Genomic DNA, 20,703 nt, shown 5'->3' on the forward strand with positions numbered 1-20,703 from the left:
CGGCTCCGGCACGGTATCCATCCGCACAGCCCCGGGCACGCGTGCAGTTCTCCACCGTCGACGGAGTGCGCCGGGACCGCGCGCCCGATCATGCGAGGATGAAGGCACGACAGACGGGGGACCCCATGGCGAACACGACGACACCGGCGAAATCCGGGGCGAACACGTCCCTGCTCATCCGCGGAGCCATCTGGATCGCGATCGGCGCGCTCATCGCGGCCGCGCTGGTCTGCGTGGTCTGGGTGCTGATCGGCGACCAGCAGGGGCTCATCGGCCGCGCGTTCCTGACGATCCTGCTGCTCGCGGGCTTCGCCGCGATCGCGATCCTGGAGGCGAGCCTGGCGCCCAACCGCGAGGACTGGCTCGCGCTGCTCAGCATGATCTCGTGGATTCTGGCGCTGCTGGTCGGGGCGGTGAAGATCTGGCTCCCCGACGACGGCACCTACTTCTCCTACTTCGACGGCCCGGAACGGTTCTTCCAGCTGGTCGGAGTCGTCGCCATCCTGCAGCTCGCCCTGCTGCACGTGCGGCTGTTCCGCAAGGCCGCGGCGCGCTACGTGACCGGGTTCACGCGCGCGATCGTCTGGGCTACCTTCGCGTTCCTCGCGGTGCTCGTCGGCATGCTGGTGTTCTACCTGACCTTCCCGCACACGTTCCACTACGAGGAGCTGTACTGGCGGATCGTGGTGGCGCTGACGATCCTCGTCGCGGTGGGCACGATGCTCATCCCGCTGCTGAACGTGCTTTTCGCCCCGAAGCGACCTGCGCCGGCCGCCTTCGCCGCGACGGCGACTCCGGCGGCAGCGCTGCAGCCGTGGCCGACGTACGCGGACGCCCGCACGCCGCTGCCGATCCTTCCCGACGGCAGCCCCGACTGGAACGCGTACTACACGGGCGTGCCGTCTCCGGGCGCCACGGTCCCGGGGCAGGCGGTACCGGCCCAGCCCGCGCCGGCTGCGGTTCAGCCCGCGCCGACCGCGGTTCAGCCCGCGCCGACCGCGGCTCAGCCCGCGCCGACCGCGGCTCAGCCTGCGCCGGTGCACGACCCGCTCTCCGGCGGGCACGGCTTCGACGGCGCCGCACCGTCCGGCGTCGCCCAGGCCGGCGAACCTTCGGGGTTCCCGCAGGCCCCGCCCGCCCCGCCGACCGCGTCCTCGTCCGCGTCGTGACCGCCGCAGATCTCCGCGATCTCGCGGTCGACATCGCGCACGAGGCAGGGGAGCTGGCCCGCCGCCGACGTGAAGAGGGCGTCTCCATCGCCGCGAGCAAGTCGACGCTCGCCGACATCGTCACCGAGGCCGACCGCGAGGTCGAGGCGCTCATCCGCGCGCGGCTGAGCGCGGAGCGCCCGGGTGACGGCTTCCTCGGCGAGGAGTCCGGCGGCGGCGAGGGCACGACGGGCATCACCTGGGTCGTGGATCCGATCGACGGCACCGTCAACTACGCGTCGGGCATCCCGCTGTACGCCGTGAGCATCGCCGCGGTCGAGGGCGGAGCCGACCCGGACGGCTGGACCGCGCTCGCCGGCGTCGTGCGGTCGCCCGTCATCGGGGAGACGTTCTCCGCGGCGCGCGGCGAGGGAGCGCACGTCAACGGGGTGCGCCTGCGGATCGCCGAGCCCGGGCCGGCCGGCGCACTGCTCGCCACGGGGTTCGGATACGACTCGAGCACGCACGCCGGCGACCTCGCCACGGTGGGGCGCGTGATGCCGATGGCGCGGGATCTGCGTCGTGGCGGCAGCGCCGCGACCGACCTCGCGTACGTCGCCGCGGGACGCCTCGACGGCTACTTCGAGCGCGGCCTGTCGCCGTGGGACTTCGCCGCCGGTGCGCTCCTCGTGCAGGAGGCGGGCGGGGTGTTCCTGCGTCCGGAAGGGCGCGATGTCACCCGTCGCCTGAACCTCGCGGGCGGTTCCCGAGTCGTCGAAGAGCTGCGGCTCAGGATCCTCGAGACCGCCTGAACGGGGCGTGCCGGCACGCGGACACGCCCGTGTTACGCGAGAGCCGCCCCGATTCGGCGACGCGCCGAATCTTTGGTATTCTCGTCTGGTTGCCCGCTCAGGGCAGCACGCCCCGATAGCTCAGTGGCAGAGCACTTCCATGGTAAGGAAGGGGTCGTCAGTTCAATCCTGACTCGGGGCTCGCAGTATCCATCGGATGCCGTGCGGCAGGGTAGCTCAGTTGGTGAGAGCGCACGACTCATAATCGTGAGGTCGCGGGTTCAAGCCCCGCTCCTGCTACCGATCGAAACCCCCGGATCTCCGGGGGTTTTCTCGTATCCGGACTAGCCCCGGCCGCGCGAGGATGGATGACCCGCGCTAGCGGCTGACAACCCCGGCCGCGCCGTCGACGGTCACCTCGTCCCCGGTCGAGATCAGCTCGGTCGCGCGGGCGACGCCGACCACCGCGGGGATGCCGTACTCGCGTGCGACGACCGCGCCGTGGCTGTTCGCGCCGCCCATCTCCATGACGAGGCCGCCCGCGGTGAGGAAGAGCGGCGTCCACCCGGGGTCGGTCGAGGGTGCGACGAGGATCTCTCCCGGCTGCAGTTCGGCGCCGACCGGATCCAGGATGACGCGGGCGGTGCCCGTCACTGTTCCGGCCGATGCCGGCGTGCCGCGCAGCGAGCCTTCCGCAGCCGCTGCGGCGGTGCCGACCGCCTCGGGCTCGGTCCCATCCGACAGCAGCACGCGCGGCACATGCCGGCGCTGCAGCTCGGCGTCGTAGCCGGCTCGCCGCTCGCGGATCACGGCGCGCAGGTCCTCGCCTGCGGCGACCCGCTTCGTCTCCTCGAAATCGAGGAAGAACACGTCCTGTGGATCCGCGAGCGAACCCGTCTCCGCGAGCTCGTGCCCGACCCCGAGCATCGTCTCACGCGCCCGTCGTAGCGCGAGGATCACCAGATACTTCGGCATCTCGCGCATCCCCACGAGGGCGCGCGCTCGCCGCAGGCATCCGCGCGCGATGCGGGCGCGAATCCGCCGGCGCGGGAGTGCGCGACGGTACAGTGTCTCGATCATCGCCGTCGCCGCGGCAGCTCCGTCGGCGAAATGCTGGGCGGGGCTGTCCGCGTCCGCATCCAGTCGGAGATAGCCGGACAGCACGCCGAACAGGTGCGCCGGATCGTCGGCCCAGCGTGGCATCCCCAGATCGATCTCAGCGACGGCCCGATGACCGTAGCGATCGAGGAAGGTGCTCATCGCGCGCTGCAGCGTCATCGGCAGTTCGCCATCGAGGAAGCCGTCGGCCAGGTCTCGCGCGGAGCGGGTCTCCAGGGCGACGGCTGAGTCGGCGTCCGCGCGCGCCCGCACGGCGAGGTCCCACAGGTCGAGATCCATCTGCGTCGTCACGTTGTCGGGCGCGCTGCGCAGCACCGTCTGGATGTCGCCGGGCCGGACCGTCGGGCCCAGCAGGCGCTGTGCGAGGCCCAGCATCGCGCAGCCGGCGGCGGCACCGGGAAGACTGCGGGGCGCGTACGGCATCGCCCGGAAGATGAGGTCGACGACGCCGTCGACGCGGTCCGCGATCGCGCCGGAGGGGGCATCGAACGCGCGCACCTCGGCCTCGAGACGGCGCACGCGACGCTGCGCCGTGCGCGGATCCGTGAGCGCCTGCGCGATCACGAACGGAGCGCGGATCCGGGCGGCGAGATGAAGGAACCCGCGCAGGAAGCGCCGGCGCGATCCGGGGAGGACCGCGAACCGCGGGTCGCCGAACAGGCCGCGCAGCACCACCGCGGACCGCGCCTCCATGACGTCGAGCGCCCGCGGGAAGATCGCGCGACCCGCCGCGGAGCGGACGATCGGAGTCGCGTCGACGAACAGCCGCTCGCCGCCGACGGCGAGGCCTCCGGGGCCGTCGACGATCCGTGCGGGACGGCGGCCGATGAGGTCCAGGAAACCGGTGCCGATCACGCGGAATGCCGCGATCCCCATCGGCGTGATGGGCCGGTGCAGCCCTTGGGCGAGGCTGATGCAGAAGAAGGCGCGGATCTCGTCCGGCGGCTTGGGCGCATCGCGCACGGGCACCGGGTAGAGGGTCGTGATCGGGCGTGACTGCGTGAGCCACAGCTTGCCGTCGCCGTCGATGGCCCACTCGATGTCCTGCGGGGCGCCGAACCCGCGCTCGACGCGATCGCCGAGGGAGGCGAGCGCCACCACCTGCGCGTCCGTGACGCTCACGACCACACCGCTGCCACGCCGGCGGTCGAGGATCCGGCCGGTGGCGGTGTCGATCACGAAGTGGTCGGGGTCCACGGATCCGGAGACGACCGACTCGCCGAGGCCGCGCGCGGCGTCGAGCACGGCCTGCCGCAGCCGGCCCGTCACGGGATCCGCGGTGAACAGCACCCCGGCGGCTTCTGCGTCGATCATGGTCTGCACCACGACGGCCAGGGTGACGCACGCGCCGTCGATGTCGTGCGCTGCGCGGTACGCGACGGCGCGGTCGGTCCAGAGTGACGCCCAGCAGCGCCGCACGGCGTCGAGCACGTCGTCGATGCCCGTGATGCCGAGGTAGGTGTCCTGCTGGCCGGCGAAGCTCGCGCCGGGGAGGTCCTCCGCGGTGGCGGACGAGCGCACGGCGACCGGTCCCGCGCCCAGCCCTGCATACGCCGCGCGCACGGCGCTCTCCACCTCTGCAGGAACCGGTGCCGCGATGATGGCGGCGCGCGCGGCCGCGGCGTCGCGCATCGTCCCGTCCTCCACGACGGTGCCGCGCACCGCGCGGCGGTACGCCTCCGTGGTGAGGCAGAACCCCGTGGGCACGTCGAAGCCGGCGCGGATGAGCTCGCCGAGATTGGCGGCCTTGCCGCCCACTGCCGGAAGCTCGGCGGCCGAGAGCTGCGCGAGATCGAGGACGAGGGGTTCGCCGGGCTGGGCTTCGTCGCGGTCCACGGGCGGTCCTTCCGAATTAATTCATCAAGCGAGGAATTAATGGAAGGATCGCACCTCGCGGGACGGACCGCAAGGCCCGCGGGCATCAGCGACGCGCGGCTCCGCGCACCGTGCCACAGGCTATGGACGCCGTGGCTCCGTCGCTGTCCAGCATGCGCGCGAGTGCGTGGCCGGCCTTCAGCTCACGATGGGATGCTCCGAGCCCGACACCCCGTAGAGCGTCTTCGTGAGTGCTGAGGCCTCTTCGTAGCGCCGTTGCCGAAGAGCTTCTGCGATTCCCTGATACCGGGTGAGCACGCTGTCCCAATCGATCACGAGCGCCCGGTAGACGGCGAGGACGTAGTAGGCGAGGGACATCCCGCTCTGCTCGACGAGGCGCCGCATCGGGCGATTCGGGCAGAGGTCGAGAAGTGCCGCGTGGTAGGCGTCCGATGCTGCCAGCGTGCCCTCGAGGTCATGCCGACGGACGCGTTCGCAGATCGCGTCGACAAGAGCGGCGAGTCGATCGACGTCAGCGGCTTCCGCCGAGGGCAACGACAAGTCCATGACGCCTGCGACGAGCGTGCCGATCGCGCGGAGGTAGTCCATCGCCTCCTCGCGCTGGGGTGTCACCACCCTCGTGTACGACTGCGGGGCGGTCTCGACCAGGCCCTCGACGGTCAGCACGTAGAGGGCCTGGCGGATGGGCGTGCGCGAGACGCCCAGCCACTCGAGGAGCTCTCCGTCGTCCAGGCGCTCGCCGGGCTGGATGGTGCCGTCGAGGATTGCCTGCTTGATCTGCGCATACACGCGATCGCGGATGAGCGTGCGCGACGGAAGGTCGTCGCCTTTTGGAATCGGCATGGTACCCCCAGATCGCGACTGCCGAGCTGTGGTGCCTCAGGCAGCGGGCGCCACAGGCTCCAGTGTACGGGCTGGGCCGGATTGAAATCCTAGATGTTAGAGTCCGGGCGTGTTACCCTCGACTCGCACCGATATCCCGGCGGTTGCACGGGCAGATTGAGCGCTTGTCCCCAGCTATCGCGCGTGCTGCCCGTTCCTGCGCATCCACGGTGCGCGGGACCCGGTGGTCTGGCGGCGACGGGAACCGACGGGCCACCGGGACTCCCGTTCCGAATCACGTCTGCGTTCACAGCATCGTGAAGTCAGTCCGCTCGCGAAGGGTCATACGAATGCCCGCGTACCTCGTTCGCTGCCGCCGAGTCACCGCAAGACCGCGTCATGCTGCGGCCATCCCATGAGCGATGACGATGCCGCGGAGGCCCCACCACCGGGTGGCGACGACGAACAACCTGCGGAGAGCGTCGCGCGCCGCCGCCGACCCATCATCCTCAGCGCGGCGTGGCGCATTCCCGTCATCCTCGCGGCGACCGATGCGCCACTCGCTCCCGATCTCCGGGACGCGCGCCGGGAGGAAGGCCGCGAGCAGGAGGATGCGAGCGAGGATCCGGGATAGCGGCTCCTCCGCGCACTGTCGCACGCCGCGCGCGCGTCTCTGCTCGGCCGGCGCGAGACGGCGGTGACCCGTGACCTCAGCCGGGCCAGACCTTCCCCGCCCACGGGTCGTAGTCCGCGATCAGGGGCTCCTGCGGTGGGCGCAGCTCCTCCGGCACGTGCTGGAGATTCACCCGCACCCGGTACCAGAGCGAGCTCGAGCCGCGCATGCCGTCGACGAGGACGTCGGCGGGGTGCAGCAGGGCCGCCACGGAGGCGTGCGCCCCGCGCCATTGCTCCAGGGCGGCGAGCGCCTCGGGCTTCGTCTTCGTGCGCGCGATCTCGATGAGCGGCATGGTGGAGGTCCTCCGGCCGGATCCGTCGGATCCGCGGGGCGGCTTCTCCGCCGGCCCCAGCTCGTCGGCCAGGGCGAGCAGGTCCGACAGTGAGCCCGCCGCCTCGTCGATGCCCTGATGCGGGTCGCCGATGTCCGCGAACCGCGCGCGCACCGTCGGCACGGTGAATTCCTCGGGGCGGCGCAGGCGCACCTCGTCCCAGGGGAGCGGCGTGGAGACCCGCGCATCCGGCAGCGGGCGCACCGAGTAGGCCGAGGCGACTGTGCGGTCCTTCGCGTTCTGGTTGAAGTCGACGAAGACGCTCTCGCCGCGCTCCTCCTTCCACCAGCGGGCGGTCGCGAGGCCGGGCGCGCGTGCCTCGACCTCGCGGGCGAGGGTCTCGGCCGCGAGGCGCACCGCGGCGAAGTCCCACTCGGGGCGGATGCGGACGAGGATGTGCATGCCGCGGGATCCGCTCGTCTTCGGCCAGCCGACGAGGCCGCAGTCGTCGAGCACCTCGCGGACGACGAAGGCCGTGTCGACGATCTGCGCCCACTCCACGCCGGGCATCGGATCCAGGTCGACGCGGAGCTCATCGGGATGCTCGAGGTCGCCGGCGCGGACGGCGTGCGGGTTGAGGTCGATGCAGCCGAGGTTGACGATCCACGCGAGCCCCGCCGGATCGGCGACCACGGCCTCCTCCGCGGAGCTGCCGGAGGCGTAGCGGAGCACGGCCGTGCCGATGAAGCCGGGATGCGACGGAACGCGTTTCTGGAAGAACGGCTCGGCGTCGATCCCCTTCACGAACCGCTTCAGCACCATGGGGCGTCCGCCCGCGCCGCGCAGGGCGCCGTCCGCGACCGCGAGGTAGTACTCCACGAGATCGAGCTTCGTCAGCCCCGCTTGGGGGAAGACGACCTTGTCGGGGTGCGACACGCGCACCTCCTCGCCCGCGACCTCGATGAACGTCTCGGCTCGCCCTGCCATGGACCCACGTTAGATCGTGCGCCGCTCCATGGCGAGGTCCGCGCGGAGGACGGGGTCAGGACGCCTGCGGCAGGATCCGCAGTGCGACGAGCATTCGCGTGATGGCGCCCTCGCGGCGAGCGGGGATGTGGAAATCCGGGTCGACATCGATGAGCGGGTAGATCGACGCGCGGCGCGGTGTGACGCCCGCCTCGTCCGGACGGCGATCGACGGTGTCGGGGGTCTGGGGCATCATCGCCTCTTCTCTCGGTCTAGATTCCGAATTATGGAATTGCTCTATCGAATAATGAAATCATGGAATGAGGATGACCCCGGGTCAAGAGATTTCCGCCTCCGATCCACCGCAATAGCGGGCCACGTTCCCAGCTGATTGACAGGAAGCCGGTATTCTGGCTCGGCAATCCAGGGTGCGCCGACCGGCGTGCGGGATTCTCCGCCCCATCCTCGACCTGACAGAAAAGGCATTCGAAAATGACTGGCATCGCAGGAAAGGCGCTCACCGAAGCGATCTCCACGTTCCTGTTCGTGTTCGCGATCATCGGGGCCGTCAACAGCGGCAGCCCGCTCACGCCGCTGGCGATCGGCCTCGCGCTCGCCGTGCTCATCTACGCCTCGGGCCACATCTCGGGTGGGCACCTGAACCCGGCGGTCTCGCTCGGCGTGCTGCTGCGCGGCGGCATAAGCGTCGTCGACTTCTTCGCCTACATCATCGCCCAGTTCGTCGGCGGTGCACTCGCCGCCCTCGTGAGCTTCGCGGTGTGGCCGCACGCCGCGAAGGCCGTCAAGATCGAGATCGGCCCCGCGTTCCTCGTCGAGGCGCTGTTCACCTTCGTCCTCGTGTGGGTCGTGCTGAATGTCGCCACCTCGAAGGACAACGAGAACAACTCGTTCTACGGCCTCGCCATCGGCGGCACCGTGTTCGTGGGCGCCACCGCGGTCGGCGGCATCTCGGGCGGCGGCTTCAACCCCGCCGTCGGGCTGGGCCTGTCGATCAGCGGCCAGTTCGCGTGGGCGAACCTGGGGCTCTACATCGTCGCGCCGCTGATCGGCGCCGCGGTCGCCGCGCTGCTGTTCCGGGTGCTCAGCAGCAACGACAGCAAGAAGACCGCCTGATCCATCCGTCTGTGGAACGCCCCGTGCTCTCCGGAGCACGGGGCGTTCTGCTGTCCGGCGGGATCGGCGGATCCGGTCAGCGGGCGCGGAGGCCGTCGAAGATCACGCGTGTGACGTCCTCGACGAGCTCGTCCGGGGTCAGCGAGGTGTGTGCGGGGCGGTACCACTCGATGATCGAGTTGATCATGCCGAACATGAGCCGTGTCGTGACCGAGGGGCGGATGTCGCCGCGCAGCGCGCCCTCGTGCTGCGCCTTAGTGACCAGCTGGGCGACGCGCTGATCGAACAGTCGTCGTCGTTCCAGCGCCGCCCGCTCGATCTCGCTGTTGCCGTGCACGCGCAGCAGCAGCGTGACCTGGGGCAGTCGGCTCGTGAGCACCCGCACGGCGCCCTGGATCACGGCGACCAGCCGGGCCGCCGTCGGTCGGTCGTCGTCCGAGAGCGCCTCCTCCAGCACGGCCTCCAGGCCGCCGAGCGCGTCGTCGAGCGCGATCTGGAGGATCTGCTCCTTGGAGGAGAAGTGGTGGTACAGCGCCGCCTTGCTGAGGCCGAGCTCCGTGGCGAGCGACGAGACGCTGGTGGCGTCGTAGCCCTGCTCGTTGAACAGGCGCACCGCGATCTCCATCACCTGCGCGCGGTCGTAGCCGGGGCGCCCGCGGCGCGAGCGCGGAACGGCCTCGTCGGCTGCCGCGGGGGCGCTCGCAGGCGGGGTGCTCATCCGGATCATTCTCTCCTACGGCTCCGTCGCCGCGGACTTGCCCGGGCGGGATCCGTCTGTCATCCTTTTTACTGAACGATCGGTCGGAAAAACAAGAGCGTCGATCCGGCCGGCAGCATCCCGTCGACGACGACCCGGAGGAGCAGCAATGCCGGAGGCCTTTCTCATCGACGGAGCGCGCACACCGGTCGGCCGCTACGGCGGCGCGCTCGCCGGCGTCCGCCCCGACGACCTGGCAGCGCTCGTGATCCGCGAGGCCGCACGGCGGGCCGGGATCGCCGACGATGCGATCGACGAGGTGATCCTCGGATCCGCGAACCAGGCCGGGGAGGACAACCGCAACGTCGCGCGGATGGCCGTGCTGCTCGCCGGTCTTCCCGACGCGCTGCCGGCCTTCACGGTGAACCGGCTGTGCGCCTCGGGCATGACCGCGGTCGCGCTCGCGGCCCAGGCCATCCGCGCGGGCGATGCGGACGTGATGATCGCCGGCGGCGTGGAGTCGATGACCCGCGCGCCCTGGGTGCAGGCCAAGCCCGAGCGGCCATGGGCGAAGCCGGGGGAGACGTTCGACACCTCGATCGGGTGGCGGTTCACGAACCCGCGCCTCGCCGCGCGCGACAAGGCCACCTACTCCATGCCGGAGACCGCGGAGGAGGTCGCACGCCTGGACGGCATCACGCGCGAGGATGCCGACGCCTTCGCGCTGCGCAGCCATCGGCGCGCGATCGCCGCGATCGACGCGGGCCGGCTCGCCCCGGAGATCGTGGCGGTGCCCGCACCGCGCGGCGCGGTCGTGGACACGGACGAGGGCCCGCGCCGCGACACCACGCTGGAGATCCTCGCGGGCCTGCGCCCCGTGGTAGCGGGCGGCAGCGTCGTCACGGCCGGCAACGCCTCCTCCCTGAACGACGGCGCCTCCGCACTGGTCGTCGCGGGAGCCGACGCCGTGGCGCGGCACGGGCTGACCCCGCGGGCGCGCATCGTCGCGTCGGCCTCGGCGGCCCTCGCCCCGGAGATCATGGGGCTGGGGCCCGTCCCGGCGACCGAGAAGGCGCTCGCGAAGGCCGGACTGACCGTCGCGGACCTCGGCGCGGTCGAGCTGAACGAGGCGTTCGCGAGCCAGTCGCTGGCCTCGATGCGGCGGCTCGGGCTCGACCCCGAGATCGTGAACGCCGACGGCGGCGCGATCGCCCTCGGCCATCCGCTCGGCTCGAGCGGCAGCCGGCTCCTGCTCACGCTCCTCGGCCGGATGGAGCGCGAGGGTGCGCGCTACGGCCTGGCGACGATGTGCGTCGGCGTCGGTCAGGGCACCGCGATGATCGTGGAGCGCGTGTGATGGCCGACGCGTCGACGGCCCCGCGCCTGCGCATCGAGCGGACGGACGACCGGGTGACGGCGACCCTCGATCGCCCGGAGACCCGCAACGCGATCGACCGCGCGATGATCGACGAGCTGCACGCGCTCTGCGCCGAGCTCGAGGAGGATCCGCGGATCCTGATCCTCATCGGATCCGGCCGGGTGTTCGCCTCCGGCGCCGACATCGCCCAGCTCCGCGACCGCCGCGCGCAGGACGCCAGAGCCGGAATCAACACCATGGCGTTCCGCCGGATCCGGCAGCTGCCGATGCCGGTGATCGCCGCGATCGACGGCTACGCCCTCGGCGGCGGCGCCGAGCTCGCCTACGCCGCCGATATCCGCATCGGCACCCCGGCGGTGCGCATCGGGAACCCGGAGCCCGGGCTCGGCATCATCGCCGCGGCAGGCGCGACCTGGCGGCTGCCCCAGATCGTCGGCGAGGCGCGGGCGGCCGAGCTGCTGCTCACCGGACGCCAGCTGGGTGCGGAGGAGGCCCTCGCCTGGGGACTGCTGTCGTCGCTGCACGAGCCCGAGGATCTGCTCGCCGCGGCCCACGCGATCGCCGACCGCATCGCCGCGAACGACCCGCTGGCGACCCGGCACACCAAGACCGCCCTGCTCGCGCCGGCCGACCGGCACCCCGAGATCGAGCTGGAGCTGCAGGCCGAACTGTTCGAGAGCCCCGAGAAGCACCGGCGGATGACCGCCTTCCTGGAACGGAGGACCCGCCGATGAGCGGACCGGATCCGACAGCGACATCGGCGATCCCCGCACGGGTCGGCGTGCTCGGCGGCGGCCGCATGGGAGCGGGCATCGCGCACGCCTTCCTGCTCGCCGGATCCCAGGTGGTCGTCGTGGAACGCGACGAATCCGCTGCGGCAGCGGCCGGAGAGCGGATCCGGGAGAGCCTGCAGCGCTCGGTCGACCGGGGCAGCACCGAGAAGGGCATCGCCGCCCTCGAGGGGGCTCTGGAGACGAGCGTGGACGCGGCAGCCTTCGCCGACGCCGGGCTCGTGATCGAGGCCGTGCCCGAGGACCGCGCCCTCAAGATCGAGAGCCTGCGCCGCATCGAAGCGGTCGTGCCCCGCACCGCCGCGATCGCCTCGAACACCTCCTCCATCTCGATCGACGACCTGGCGGCCGCCCTGGAGCACCCCGAGCGCTTCCTCGGGCTGCACTTCTTCAACCCCGTGCCGGCCTCGTCGCTCATCGAGGTCGTCGTCGGCGGGTCCACGAACCAGGAGCTCGTCGACGACGCCCGTGCCTGGACCGCCGCCCTCCGGAAGACCCCGGTCGTCGTCGCCGACGCCCCGGGATTCGCGTCGAGCCGCCTCGGCGTGGCGCTGGCGCTCGAGGCGATCCGGATGCTCGAGGAAGGCATCGCGACCGCGGCCGACATCGACGCCGCGATGGAGCTGGGCTACCGCCACCCGGTGGGGCCGCTGCGCACCACCGACATCGTCGGGCTCGACGTGCGCCTGGGCATCGCCGAAGAGCTGCACGCGAAGCTCGGCGAGCGGTTCGCGCCGCCGCAGCTGCTGCGCGGCCTCGTCGCCGACGGGCACCTGGGGCGCAAGACCGGCCGCGGATTCTACGAATGGAGCGAGTGAGATGGAGCACCGTGAGATGACCGACCTGCTGCCGAGCTACCTGCAGGGATCCTGGTGGACGTCCGCAGCGTCCGACGGCGGGACCGTCGTACGCGACGCCTCCACCGGGGAGGAGATCGTGCGGGTCGACTCCGCCGGCATCGATCTCGCGGGTGCCGTCGACTATGCGCGCACCGTGGGGCAGCGCGGCCTCGGCGCGCTCACCTTCCACCAGCGCGCCCTGCTGCTCAAGCAGATGGCGATGGTGCTCACCGAGCACAAGGAGGAGCTGTACGAGCTCTCCAAGCGCTCCGGGTCCACCGTGCGCGACTCCTACGCCGACGTCGACGGTGGCATCGGCGTGCTGTTCACGTACTCGTCGAAGGGGCGCCGCGAGCTGCCGAACGCGAAAGTGATCCTGGACGGGCCGGTCGAGCCGCTGTCCAAGGACGGGTCCTTCCTCGGCCGGCACGTCTACACGCGCCTGCCCGGCGTCGCCGTGCAGATCAACGCCTTCAACTTCCCGATGTGGGGCGCGCTGGAGAAGTTCGCCCCGGCGTTCCTCGCCGGCGTCCCGTCGATCGTGAAGCCGGCGACCCCGACCGCGTACATCGCGGAGGCGTGGGTGCGGATCCTCGTCGAATCCGGTCTGCTGCCGGACGGATCCCTGCAGCTCGTGAGCGGATCCCTGCCCGGAATCTTCGACCTGCTCCGCCTGGGCGACCTCGTCGCGTTCACCGGCAGCGCGTCGACGGCTGCCGGGCTGCGCGCGAAGGCGGCCGACGGGGTGCGCTTCACGAGCGAGACCGATTCGATCAACGCCTCCGTGCTCGGCCCTGACGCGACGCCGGACACCCCCGAGTTCGACGCCTACGTGAAGCAGCTCATGATCGAGCTGACCACGAAGGCCGGCCAGAAGTGCACCGCGATCCGTCGCGCGATCGTGCCGGCGCCGCTCGTGGATCCGCTCGTCGACGCGCTGCGGGCGAAGATCGCCGAGCGGGTCGTGATCGGAGACCCGCACGCCGAGGGCGTGACCATGGGCCCGCTCGTCTCCGTCGAGCAGCGCGACGAGGTGCTGCGGCAGGTCGCCGCGCTGCAGGCCGCGGGCGGAGAGCTGCTGCTCGGCTCGATCGAGGCGCCGTCCGTCCTGCATGCAGACGGCAGCGTCGGCCCGGCCCCGGAGGGCGCGTTCGTCGCGCCGATGCTCGTCGGGTTCGCCGACACGGCCGCACCGGCGGTGCACGAGGTCGAGGCGTTCGGACCGGTCTCCAGCGTGCTCGGGTACGCCACGGTCGCCGAGGCGGCCGAGCTCGTCGGGCGCGGCGGCGGGTCGCTCGTGACGAGCGTCGCGACGAAGGACCCGGCGGTCGCGGCCGAGCTGCTGTCGGGCATCGCCGCGTACAACGGGCGCGTGCTGTTCCTCAACCGCGACGATGCGCGCACCTCGACGGGCCACGGCTCCCCGGTCCCGCACCTGGTGCACGGCGGTCCCGGCCGCGCCGGGGGCGGGGAGGAGCTCGGCGGGATCCGCGCCGTCATGCACTTCATGCAGCGCACGGCGATCCAGGGGACTCCGGAGATCCTCACCGCGATCACGGGCGTCTGGCACACCGGCGCCGGCACCGACCGCGCCGTGCACCCGTTCCGCAAGTCGCTGGCCGAGCTGCGCCTGGGCGACCAGGTGGAGTCGGGGCTGCGTCCGCTGTCGCTGGAGGACATCGAGGCGTTCGCGCATTCCACGGGCGACACGTTCTACGCGCACATGGACGAGGAGGCGGCCGCGGCGAACCCGTTCTTCGGCGGCCGGGTCGCGCACGGCTACCTGTTGGTGTCGTGGGCGGCGGGCCTGTTCGTCTCGCCGGATCCCGGGCCCGTGCTCGCGAACTACGGACTGGAGAACCTGCGCTTCCTCACCCCGGTGAAGCCCGGAGATGCGATCCGGGTCACGCTCACGGCGAAGCAGATCACGCCGCGTGAGACCGACGACTACGGCGAGGTGCGCTGGGACGCCGTGATCCACAACCAGCGCGACGAGGTCGTCGCGACCTACGACGTGCTGACGCTCGTGGAGAAGGAGCGGTCCCCGAGCGAGGAGCAGCGGTCCCTGAGCGAGAAGCGCAGCGACGAGACGAAGGGAGCCGCCGCCTCCACGCGATAGCGACCGATTCAGCGCGAGTCAGCCGGGAACAACTCCTGAGCCAGGCGGGCAGCGGCCTTGAGACGCCAATGCTCGGCCAGCGCAGTCTTCATCCGATCGGCCGGGACGCCGAGTTCGAACAAGAAGTTCATGATGACGACCGCTGACGTGATTTCCACCACCGCATACAACTCGTGCCCGGTGTGGCTGGAGCTTCCCGCATGGGCGAGTTTGTTGCGAGCGTTCGCTGCTGAAGTAGCCCAGGCGGAGGCATTTGGGACGAGCAGCGACATGAACTCGCCGGGTCGCGCGGCGAGTACTTCCAGCCGCTCTTTCAGCGTGGGTTCGGCATTGGCGAATCGTTCGCGAACCCACGGCTGCCACTGCTCGGGAGCTGCCTCAACCACAGTCGTTCTGAGATCCCTCAGCTGCCGCCTCGTCATGACGGGCGCTGGCTCGTTGAGCTCTCGACTCATCGACTCGGCGGCCGCAACCGCAGTCACAACCTTCGATTCGAGGTAGCCGCCCGTGACGTAGCGCAAGCCCAAGATCATGCTGCGAGCTGCGGAGAACTTAGCGTCGATACTCATCCACTTCGGCATCAGCTTCTCGAACGGCAGATCGTCGAGCGTCAGCACAAAATCGCGAGTGATGGCCTCCTCATCGGGACGCGGCTTGAGTATCCGTTGCTGATACACCTGCACCTCGTGTCGACGCATGTGAAGCGGATGTCCCACCGGCCAGTCGTCGTCAGGTGTGGCCGGAAGGAAGACACGCATCCAAATGAGCGCACACGCGCTCAGCGTTGACAGCGAGAGGAGATCTTCCACCATCGCCATCAAGCGAGTCCACTCGAGGAGCGGGCGGGGAGCGGCTGCTTCAAACTCGATAGTTGCGCGCTCCCGTACCTCAGCAGTCGTGCCCCAGCGTTGGTATTTGAATCCCGGTGTCCAACTCAACGTGTGGAGCTTGGCCGTAAAGTCCCCCAACTCGGCGATCAAAGGCGGGACCGCCACAGCCGTGATCCCGGTTGTTCGCATGCCCGACGCGTCATCGAACTCCATGGACTGATTGAGGTTCGTCTGGCGCGACCACGTCGCCAGATTCTCGGCAGTCACGATCGCCGACTCAAAGGCAGGCTGACCTCGCCCTTCGAGGTGACAGCCAACCAACAGCGTCTCGGCGCGCAGTTCAAGCTCATCCGGGCCGCCGTCAAACATGCGGGCCAAGTTGAACGTTCGAGCGCTACGAACACTCGCGTCCAGGAGCGTCAAGAGCTTGTTCTCCGCGCGCCCGTGGATCACCGCCCACTCGCGCATCTCTTCCGAGACGACGGTGGCACCAGGGGCGGGGTGACTGAGCACGCGGTAGTCCCAACCACCGATCAGCGTCAGCGTTAGGCCGTCGCCCGGGTCGTACGACAGTACGCCTGCGACCTTCTCCTCAGGGTTCTCGGGTGTCCCGCGTCAAGTAGTTGGCAGGATTTCTTCTCTTTCAAAGGTGGGGATGGTGGGGTCGGCCAGGCCCAGGTGCACCTGCATCGGCCTGTTCCAGGCGATCGCCTCGTGCGGCCGCTCGGTGTTGTACTCGACCCGGTAGTCCTCGGCGCGTTCGATCAGCGTCAAGGCGTCGGGGATCTCATCGAGGAACAATCGCTCGTACTTCAGCGTCCCGAACCCGCGTTCGCGTGACCCGTTCTGCCCGGGCGAGCGCACCCTCGTGCGGACGTGCCGCAGCTCGGGGTGCCGCATGATGAACAGCTCGAAGTTCAGCGACCGGAACGGGCCGCCGTTGTCGGTGACGATCGTCACCACCGGCAGCACCTCACCCGTCTCTTCATCGACCTGACATTCGTCGACGAGCGGGTGCTCGAACATCTGCTCGTAGTCGGCGAGGGCGAGTTCGATCGCGGCGATCGCGTCGTACTGGTTCGCGGTCGGCGACACGTGGAACGGGTACTCGAGCTTCGAGTACCAGTCCCGGCACCCCGCGATCCGCCAGGTCCCACCGGTCGTGGTCTCGAACTCGCTGAAGTCCAGCTGCCAGACCTGGTTCGGTCCGGTCGGGTTCCGCGCGAACGCTGCCTTCCGCTCCTTTGCCAGCTCGCGGCGCTGCTTCTGGTACTCCGACGGCAGGATCAGCCCGTCATCGCGCATCAGGCGCAGCACGGTCGCCTGCGACACCTTGTGACCGTCGTGCCGAGTCAGCGCCCAGATCTTCCGATGCCCCCACGCCGGCTTCGCCAACGCATGCCCCGTCACCAGCGGGCGGGCGGCGTCCCTTGCAGGCTGCGGCCAGGGCCCCTTCGTCGGCCGGTCTTGCTTCGCCTTGGCCTGCCAGCGCCGCCAGGTGCGTTCGGGCATGTCGATCAGGCGGCAGAACCTCGAGGTCGACATGCCCGCCTCCATGCGGATCACCTCGAGGTCCTCGAAGGGCCCAACCGGCCCTCCGCACTCTTCTTCCACACCCGAATCTCGACGGCCGCCTCGCCCAGCGCCTGGGTCAGATCGGCGACCTCCGCCTCGAGCTGCTGCTCCCGGGTCGACGGCCCCGTCTTGCCAGCGGCCAGGCCGGTCTTGCCAGCCTCGAGGAAGTCCGCCTTCCACCGGCCGATCGACTGCTCGCTGACCTTCTCACGCCGAGCCGCTTCAGCGATCGTCATCTCGCCGGCGAGGATGCTCAGCACGATCCTCGTCTTCTTCTCCACCGGGATCACTGGTGGTCTACCCATCGTCAAACACTCCGCTCAGGACTCAATCAATCGTCCTGCCACAAAGTCTGACGCGCGACACGGGCAACCACCATTGACCGCTCCAACGTCGCGGCACATTGAGGTCCGGCTCATCGCTCATGACGCCATGATTGTGCACGCGAGCCACGCTCGTGAGCGAGGCCGATCGTTGTGCGATCACGCCTCATGCCCTCGTTGCGATGCGGCGATCGACCGAGCACAGGAGTCGGCCAGCAGACCATGGCTCTCAGCGTGCGCGACTTCCTCGGAATGCCGAGCTATCTCCGGTCCCGGGAGCAGATCGACGCCCTGCTCGGCTGGGGCGCACTCTCGAAGGGCACCCGGTCCAACGCCGAGCCCTGGGCCGCACGTCGACCTCGCTAGCTAGCGAGCGAATCGATACCGACCTGGATCCCCACGAGAACCACACCCACTACGGCGCCGAAGATCAGGACCCACTGCCTACGAAACTCCTTCAACAAGGGCGCAGCAGGCAACACACTCTCGCTAAATGCTCGGATCGTGCCGATCATTGGATCGAGACCGTTCGCTTCCAGCAGGCGCATGCGTTGGTCAGTCAGTCGCTTGACCTTCGCCCCCAGCTCGGGATCCTTGTCGTCGATTTGAGCGCGTTCCTCCTTGAATCGAGCCCAGACGCGCTTGACTACTCGAGCCTTGTGCGCCGCGGCAGATAAGTCGACTAGCGTCCCGATACCGACATACAACGAGGCGAGGACCGGGATCAGGGCACCGAGGAACGCAAGCATGCCCCGAGGGTAGGTCAGGTCCGCGGGCATGCGCATGGTCGCTGATGTAGCACCGCCGCCAACTGATCTGCTCCGCCTGCGCCCACTGGATGCTCTTGCAGCCGGGGCTGTGTCTCGGCGGTAGAACAAAGCACAAAGGTGTGCCTCGCCTCGCCCGCGATCACACTCCGCTCGCGCACCTCAGAGAAGGATTTCGCCGCTCCAGGAGCCCCCGGGGCGGTGAAATCCTTCTTCGACCGGGCCGCCGACACGGGTGCGACCCGGCCGCGCGATCCGTAGCCTGGAGCCATGCGCCGCATCGATCTGAACGCCGACCTCGGTGAGACCGTGGACGGCCGTCCCACCGCGGACGACGACGCGATGTTCGCCGTGGTCTCGAGCGCGAGCATCGCGTGCGGCGGGCATGCGGGCGACGCGGCGTCGATGGCCGCCGCCGCGGATCGCGCCGCCTGCACCGGCGTCGCCATCGGCGCGCACCCGTCCTACCTGGACCGCGCGAACTTCGGCAGGGTCGTCGTGCCGGTCGATCCGGTGACCCTCCGCGTGCAGGTCGCGGATCAGCTCGCCGCCCTGCGCGCCGCCGGGGCCGATATCCGCTACGTGAAGCCGCACGGCGCGCTGTACCACGCGGCGGGATCCGATCCCGGGACGGCCCGCGCCGTCGCCTCGGCGGTCGCGGACCTCGCCGGGGAGCTGGGTCGCGCCGTCCCGATCCTCGGCCTCGGCGCCGCGATCGAGGCCGAGGCGGCGGCGCACGGTCTGCCGTTCCGGCGCGAGGCCTTCCTCGATCGCGGCTACCGTGCGGACGGCACGCTCGTGCCGCGCGGCGAGCCGGGGGCGGTGCTCGACGACCCGGAGGCCGCCGCGGAGCGGGCCGTGCGGCTCGCCCGCGCCGGCGAGGTCGTCGCCGTCGACGGGACGATCGTGCGCGTGGCTCCGCATTCGCTCTGCGTGCACGGGGACTCGCCCGAAGCCGTCGCGATGGCGCGGGCCGTCCGCGCCGCGCTCGACGCTGCCGGCATCGCGGTCGAGGCGCTCTGGTGAGCACGATCGTGCGGCCGATGGGAGATGCCGCACTCCTCGCCGAGGTCGACTCGCTGGATGCGGTGCTCGCCCTGCACGCGACGCTCAGCGCGTCCCGGCCCGACGGCGTGATGGAGCTGGTGCCCGCGGCCCGCACCGTTCTCGTCCGCGTCGACCCGGCGCGCCTGCCGCTCGCCGCCGCCCGCACCTGGATCGAGCGAACGGCCACCGAGGCGGGACCGGCGGTCGTCGCGGATCCGGTCTCGGTCGTGCTGGACGTGGTGTACGACGGGGCCGATCTCGACGATGCCGCGGAGCTGCTCGGGCTGTCGCGAGACGCGCTCGTCTCCGCGCACACGGCGGCGCGCTGGCGGGTGGCCTTCACCGGGTTCGCGCCCGGGTTCGGCTACCTCGTGAGCGCCGACTGGCCGTACCGGGTGCCGCGGCTCGCCTCGCCCCGCCCGCGGGTGCCGGCCGGCTCGGTCGCGCTCGCCGCGGAGTTCTCCGGCGCCTATCCGCGGGAGACGCCGGGCGGCTGGCGGCTCATCGGGCGCACCTCGGCGCGCCTCTTCGACCCCGATGCGGCGTCCGACAGCGGATCCCCGGTGCTGCTCGCGCCCGGGGCGCAGGTGCGGTTCCGCGCCGTCCCGGCCGCCGCGCTCGCTTCCTCTGCTCCGCCGGGTTCGGCGCAGCCCAGCGCATCTGGGACGGCCCCGTCGGCGACGCGACCGACGGTGCGGATCCTCGAGCCCGGCCTGCTCACGACTGTGCAGGATCTGGGGCGGCCCGGCCGTGCGCACCTGGGCATCGCGCGGTCCGGCGCGGTGGACCGGGCAGCCCTCCGCCGGGCGAACCGGCTCGTCGGCAACCCGGAGGATGCCGCCGCGTTCGAGATCGCGATGGGCGGGTTCCGCGCCACCGCGACCGCCGACGCCTGGTTCGCCGTCACCGGGGCATGGGGCGAGGCCGTCCTCGACGGGAAGCGGATCGACCCCGACGTCGCGCACGCCTGGCCCGCCGGCGCAGAACTGCACCTCGACTGGTTCGCCCGGGGTGCGCGCGCGTATCTCGCGGTGCGCGGCGGGCTCGACGTCCCGCCCGCCGTCGGTTCGCGCAGCTGCGACACGCTCGCAGGCCTGGGTCCTGCGCCGCTGCGCGCCCGCGTTGTGGTGCCGGTGGGTGCCGAGCCACCGACCCCCATCCCCGCCAACGACCTCGCGCCGTGGGGCCCGCCGCCGGAGGAACTGGTCATCGCCGTGACGCTCGGCCCGCGCGCCGACTGGTTCGCGCCGTCCGCCCTGTCGGCCCTGTTCGAGGACGTCTGGACCGTGGGCGCGCAGGCCGACCGGGTCGGCATCCGCCTCGAGGGTCCCGCGCTCGAGCGCACGGGCGACGGCCCGCACGGGGCGGAGCAGGAGCTGCCGAGCGAGGGCATGGTGCCCGGAGCGATGCAGGTGCCGCCGAAGGGCGGGGTCACGATCCTCCTCGCCGACGGGCCCGTCACCGGCGGGTATCCGGTGATCGCGGTCGTGGCCGACTCCGCGCTCGACCTGCTCGGTCAGGCGCGCCAGGGCACCCGCATCCGCTTCCGTCATGCCCGCTGACGCGACGAACGC

Annotated in this window: 20 protein-coding genes, 2 tRNA genes and 1 pseudogene; 13 read left to right on the forward strand and 10 right to left on the reverse strand. The window is 70.8% G+C overall.

Annotated features, from left to right (window positions below; genetic code table 11):
* Nucleotides 1-98 precede the first annotated feature (98 nt).
* The 4 genes from ACYQ1L_RS04010 to ACYQ1L_RS04025 all read left to right on the forward strand — a co-directional run bounded on the left by ACYQ1L_RS04010 (nucleotide 99) and on the right by ACYQ1L_RS04025 (nucleotide 2,239).
* Nucleotides 99-1,169 carry a hypothetical protein gene (locus ACYQ1L_RS04010; protein ID WP_460002968.1) on the forward strand — a complete coding sequence of 357 codons (1,071 nt, stop codon included), beginning with the start codon at nucleotides 99-101 and terminating at the stop codon, nucleotides 1,167-1,169.
* Complete coding sequence (locus tag ACYQ1L_RS04015; RefSeq protein WP_460002969.1) at nucleotides 1,166-1,960, forward strand: inositol monophosphatase family protein; 795 nt, start codon at nucleotides 1,166-1,168, stop codon at nucleotides 1,958-1,960. The genes ACYQ1L_RS04010 and ACYQ1L_RS04015 overlap by 4 nt, the downstream gene beginning before the upstream one ends.
* Nucleotides 1,961-2,069: 109 nt before the next feature.
* Nucleotides 2,070-2,141: transfer RNA gene (locus ACYQ1L_RS04020), tRNA-Thr, on the forward strand.
* Between the two features lie 24 nt (nucleotides 2,142-2,165).
* A tRNA-Met gene (locus tag ACYQ1L_RS04025) sits at nucleotides 2,166-2,239 on the forward strand.
* A gap of 78 nt (nucleotides 2,240-2,317) precedes the next feature.
* Here the strand turns inward: ACYQ1L_RS04025 and ACYQ1L_RS04030 are convergent.
* Together ACYQ1L_RS04030 and ACYQ1L_RS04035 are read right to left on the reverse strand one after the other, a co-directional pair.
* A complete protein-coding gene (locus tag ACYQ1L_RS04030; RefSeq protein WP_460002970.1) occupies nucleotides 2,318-4,894 on the reverse strand; it encodes a PEP/pyruvate-binding domain-containing protein in 2,577 nt (858 codons plus the stop codon).
* A 177-nt stretch (nucleotides 4,895-5,071) separates the two neighbouring features.
* On the reverse strand, nucleotides 5,072-5,737 hold the full coding sequence (locus tag ACYQ1L_RS04035) for a GntR family transcriptional regulator (RefSeq protein WP_460002971.1): 666 nt from the start codon (nucleotides 5,735-5,737) through the stop codon (nucleotides 5,072-5,074).
* A 394-nt stretch (nucleotides 5,738-6,131) separates the two neighbouring features.
* On the opposite strand from ACYQ1L_RS04035, the gene ACYQ1L_RS04040 reads away from it, so the two are divergent.
* Nucleotides 6,132-6,350, forward strand: coding sequence for a hypothetical protein (locus ACYQ1L_RS04040; protein WP_460002972.1), 219 nt, complete (start codon nucleotides 6,132-6,134; stop codon nucleotides 6,348-6,350).
* A gap of 76 nt (nucleotides 6,351-6,426) precedes the next feature.
* Here ACYQ1L_RS04040 and ACYQ1L_RS04045 read toward each other — a convergent pair whose 3' ends face one another.
* On the reverse strand, nucleotides 6,427-7,650 hold the full coding sequence (locus ACYQ1L_RS04045) for a DNA polymerase domain-containing protein (protein WP_460002973.1): 1,224 nt from the start codon (nucleotides 7,648-7,650) through the stop codon (nucleotides 6,427-6,429).
* A 55-nt stretch (nucleotides 7,651-7,705) separates the two neighbouring features.
* Nucleotides 7,706-7,885 carry a hypothetical protein gene (locus ACYQ1L_RS04050; RefSeq protein WP_460002974.1) on the reverse strand — a complete coding sequence of 60 codons (180 nt, stop codon included), beginning with the start codon at nucleotides 7,883-7,885 and terminating at the stop codon, nucleotides 7,706-7,708.
* A 236-nt stretch (nucleotides 7,886-8,121) separates the two neighbouring features.
* On the opposite strand from ACYQ1L_RS04050, the gene ACYQ1L_RS04055 reads away from it, so the two are divergent.
* Nucleotides 8,122-8,763: an MIP/aquaporin family protein gene (locus ACYQ1L_RS04055; protein ID WP_460002975.1), complete on the forward strand. Its 642-nt coding sequence runs from the start codon at nucleotides 8,122-8,124 to the stop codon at nucleotides 8,761-8,763.
* Between the two features lie 76 nt (nucleotides 8,764-8,839).
* Here ACYQ1L_RS04055 and ACYQ1L_RS04060 read toward each other — a convergent pair whose 3' ends face one another.
* Nucleotides 8,840-9,481: a TetR/AcrR family transcriptional regulator gene (locus tag ACYQ1L_RS04060; protein ID WP_460002976.1), complete on the reverse strand. Its 642-nt coding sequence runs from the start codon at nucleotides 9,479-9,481 to the stop codon at nucleotides 8,840-8,842.
* A gap of 148 nt (nucleotides 9,482-9,629) precedes the next feature.
* Here ACYQ1L_RS04060 and ACYQ1L_RS04065 point away from each other — a divergent pair, with 148 nt between their 5' ends.
* The 4 genes from ACYQ1L_RS04065 to paaZ are packed head-to-tail and all read left to right on the forward strand — an operon-like array spanning nucleotide 9,630 to nucleotide 14,587.
* Entirely contained in the window at nucleotides 9,630-10,817 is a 1,188-nt protein-coding gene (locus ACYQ1L_RS04065) for a thiolase family protein (RefSeq protein ID WP_460002977.1), read from the forward strand.
* On the forward strand, nucleotides 10,817-11,572 hold the full coding sequence (locus tag ACYQ1L_RS04070; RefSeq protein ID WP_460002978.1) for an enoyl-CoA hydratase/isomerase family protein: 756 nt from the start codon (nucleotides 10,817-10,819) through the stop codon (nucleotides 11,570-11,572). Before ACYQ1L_RS04065 ends, ACYQ1L_RS04070 begins: the two co-directional genes overlap by 1 nt.
* Nucleotides 11,569-12,447, forward strand: coding sequence for a 3-hydroxyacyl-CoA dehydrogenase family protein (locus tag ACYQ1L_RS04075; RefSeq protein ID WP_460002979.1), 879 nt, complete (start codon nucleotides 11,569-11,571; stop codon nucleotides 12,445-12,447). Before ACYQ1L_RS04070 ends, ACYQ1L_RS04075 begins: the two co-directional genes overlap by 4 nt.
* A 16-nt stretch (nucleotides 12,448-12,463) precedes the next feature.
* Nucleotides 12,464-14,587, forward strand: a complete 2,124-nt coding sequence (gene paaZ, locus ACYQ1L_RS04080) for a phenylacetic acid degradation bifunctional protein PaaZ (RefSeq protein WP_460002980.1) — start codon at nucleotides 12,464-12,466, stop codon at nucleotides 14,585-14,587.
* An 8-nt stretch (nucleotides 14,588-14,595) separates the two neighbouring features.
* Here the strand turns inward: paaZ and ACYQ1L_RS04085 are convergent, their stop codons facing one another.
* The 4 genes and pseudogenes from ACYQ1L_RS04085 to ACYQ1L_RS04100 all read right to left on the reverse strand — a co-directional run bounded on the left by ACYQ1L_RS04085 (nucleotide 14,596) and on the right by ACYQ1L_RS04100 (nucleotide 17,297).
* Entirely contained in the window at nucleotides 14,596-15,168 is a 573-nt protein-coding gene (locus ACYQ1L_RS04085) for a HEPN domain-containing protein (protein WP_460005754.1), read from the reverse strand.
* Nucleotides 15,169-16,011 (reverse strand): annotated as a pseudogene (locus tag ACYQ1L_RS04090) (ApeA N-terminal domain 1-containing protein); the annotation flags it as partial.
* Nucleotides 16,012-16,032: 21 nt separating this feature from the next.
* Nucleotides 16,033-16,974, reverse strand: a complete 942-nt coding sequence (locus tag ACYQ1L_RS04095) for a transposase (RefSeq protein ID WP_460005739.1) — start codon at nucleotides 16,972-16,974, stop codon at nucleotides 16,033-16,035.
* Nucleotides 16,975-16,979: 5 nt separating this feature from the next.
* The gene (locus ACYQ1L_RS04100; protein ID WP_460002273.1) at nucleotides 16,980-17,297 is read right to left on the reverse strand and encodes a transposase; all 318 of its coding nucleotides are present in this window, start codon (nucleotides 17,295-17,297) and stop codon (nucleotides 16,980-16,982) included.
* Between the two features lie 240 nt (nucleotides 17,298-17,537).
* On the opposite strand from ACYQ1L_RS04100, the gene ACYQ1L_RS04105 reads away from it, so the two are divergent.
* The gene (locus ACYQ1L_RS04105; protein ID WP_460002981.1) at nucleotides 17,538-17,681 is read left to right on the forward strand and encodes a hypothetical protein; all 144 of its coding nucleotides are present in this window, start codon (nucleotides 17,538-17,540) and stop codon (nucleotides 17,679-17,681) included.
* Here the strand turns inward: ACYQ1L_RS04105 and ACYQ1L_RS04110 are convergent.
* Nucleotides 17,678-18,064, reverse strand: a complete 387-nt coding sequence (locus ACYQ1L_RS04110; protein ID WP_460002982.1) for a hypothetical protein — start codon at nucleotides 18,062-18,064, stop codon at nucleotides 17,678-17,680. The genes ACYQ1L_RS04105 and ACYQ1L_RS04110 overlap by 4 nt on opposite strands.
* Nucleotides 18,065-18,352: 288 nt before the next feature.
* Between ACYQ1L_RS04110 and ACYQ1L_RS04115 the strand changes: the two genes are divergently transcribed.
* A complete protein-coding gene (locus ACYQ1L_RS04115) occupies nucleotides 18,353-19,108 on the forward strand; it encodes a 5-oxoprolinase subunit PxpA (protein ID WP_460002983.1) in 756 nt (251 codons plus the stop codon).
* Nucleotides 19,105-20,691 carry a 5-oxoprolinase subunit B/C family protein gene (locus tag ACYQ1L_RS04120; RefSeq protein ID WP_460002984.1) on the forward strand — a complete coding sequence of 529 codons (1,587 nt, stop codon included), beginning with the start codon at nucleotides 19,105-19,107 and terminating at the stop codon, nucleotides 20,689-20,691. The genes ACYQ1L_RS04115 and ACYQ1L_RS04120 overlap by 4 nt, the downstream gene beginning before the upstream one ends.
* Nucleotides 20,692-20,703: the final 12 nt, after the last annotated feature.

This window comes from Microbacterium xylanilyticum (assembly GCF_054654695.1).

Bases quoted from the DNA above. Each gene is read 5' to 3' on its own strand.
- ACYQ1L_RS04045 (WP_460002973.1), bottom strand. From the start codon at position 7,650: ATGGCAGGGCGAGCCGAGACGTTCATCGAGGTCGCGGGCGAGGAGGTG.
- ACYQ1L_RS04115 (WP_460002983.1), top strand. From the start codon at position 18,353: ATGCGCCGCATCGATCTGAACGCCGACCTCGGTGAGACCGTGGACGGC.
- ACYQ1L_RS04105 (WP_460002981.1), top strand. From the start codon at position 17,538: ATGGCTCTCAGCGTGCGCGACTTCCTCGGAATGCCGAGCTATCTCCGG.
- ACYQ1L_RS04110 (WP_460002982.1), bottom strand. From the start codon at position 18,064: ATGCTTGCGTTCCTCGGTGCCCTGATCCCGGTCCTCGCCTCGTTGTAT.
- ACYQ1L_RS04085 (WP_460005754.1), bottom strand. From the start codon at position 15,168: ATGCCGAAGTGGATGAGTATCGACGCTAAGTTCTCCGCAGCTCGCAGC.
- ACYQ1L_RS04070 (WP_460002978.1), top strand. From the start codon at position 10,817: ATGGCCGACGCGTCGACGGCCCCGCGCCTGCGCATCGAGCGGACGGAC.
- ACYQ1L_RS04010 (WP_460002968.1), top strand. From the start codon at position 99: ATGAAGGCACGACAGACGGGGGACCCCATGGCGAACACGACGACACCG.
- ACYQ1L_RS04065 (WP_460002977.1), top strand. From the start codon at position 9,630: ATGCCGGAGGCCTTTCTCATCGACGGAGCGCGCACACCGGTCGGCCGC.
- ACYQ1L_RS04050 (WP_460002974.1), bottom strand. From the start codon at position 7,885: ATGATGCCCCAGACCCCCGACACCGTCGATCGCCGTCCGGACGAGGCG.
- ACYQ1L_RS04095 (WP_460005739.1), bottom strand. From the start codon at position 16,974: ATGGAGGCGGGCATGTCGACCTCGAGGTTCTGCCGCCTGATCGACATG.
- ACYQ1L_RS04100 (WP_460002273.1), bottom strand. From the start codon at position 17,297: ATGGGTAGACCACCAGTGATCCCGGTGGAGAAGAAGACGAGGATCGTG.
- ACYQ1L_RS04075 (WP_460002979.1), top strand. From the start codon at position 11,569: ATGAGCGGACCGGATCCGACAGCGACATCGGCGATCCCCGCACGGGTC.
- ACYQ1L_RS04040 (WP_460002972.1), top strand. From the start codon at position 6,132: ATGAGCGATGACGATGCCGCGGAGGCCCCACCACCGGGTGGCGACGAC.
- ACYQ1L_RS04055 (WP_460002975.1), top strand. From the start codon at position 8,122: ATGACTGGCATCGCAGGAAAGGCGCTCACCGAAGCGATCTCCACGTTC.
- ACYQ1L_RS04060 (WP_460002976.1), bottom strand. From the start codon at position 9,481: ATGAGCACCCCGCCTGCGAGCGCCCCCGCGGCAGCCGACGAGGCCGTT.
- ACYQ1L_RS04035 (WP_460002971.1), bottom strand. From the start codon at position 5,737: ATGCCGATTCCAAAAGGCGACGACCTTCCGTCGCGCACGCTCATCCGC.
- paaZ (WP_460002980.1), top strand. From the start codon at position 12,464: ATGACCGACCTGCTGCCGAGCTACCTGCAGGGATCCTGGTGGACGTCC.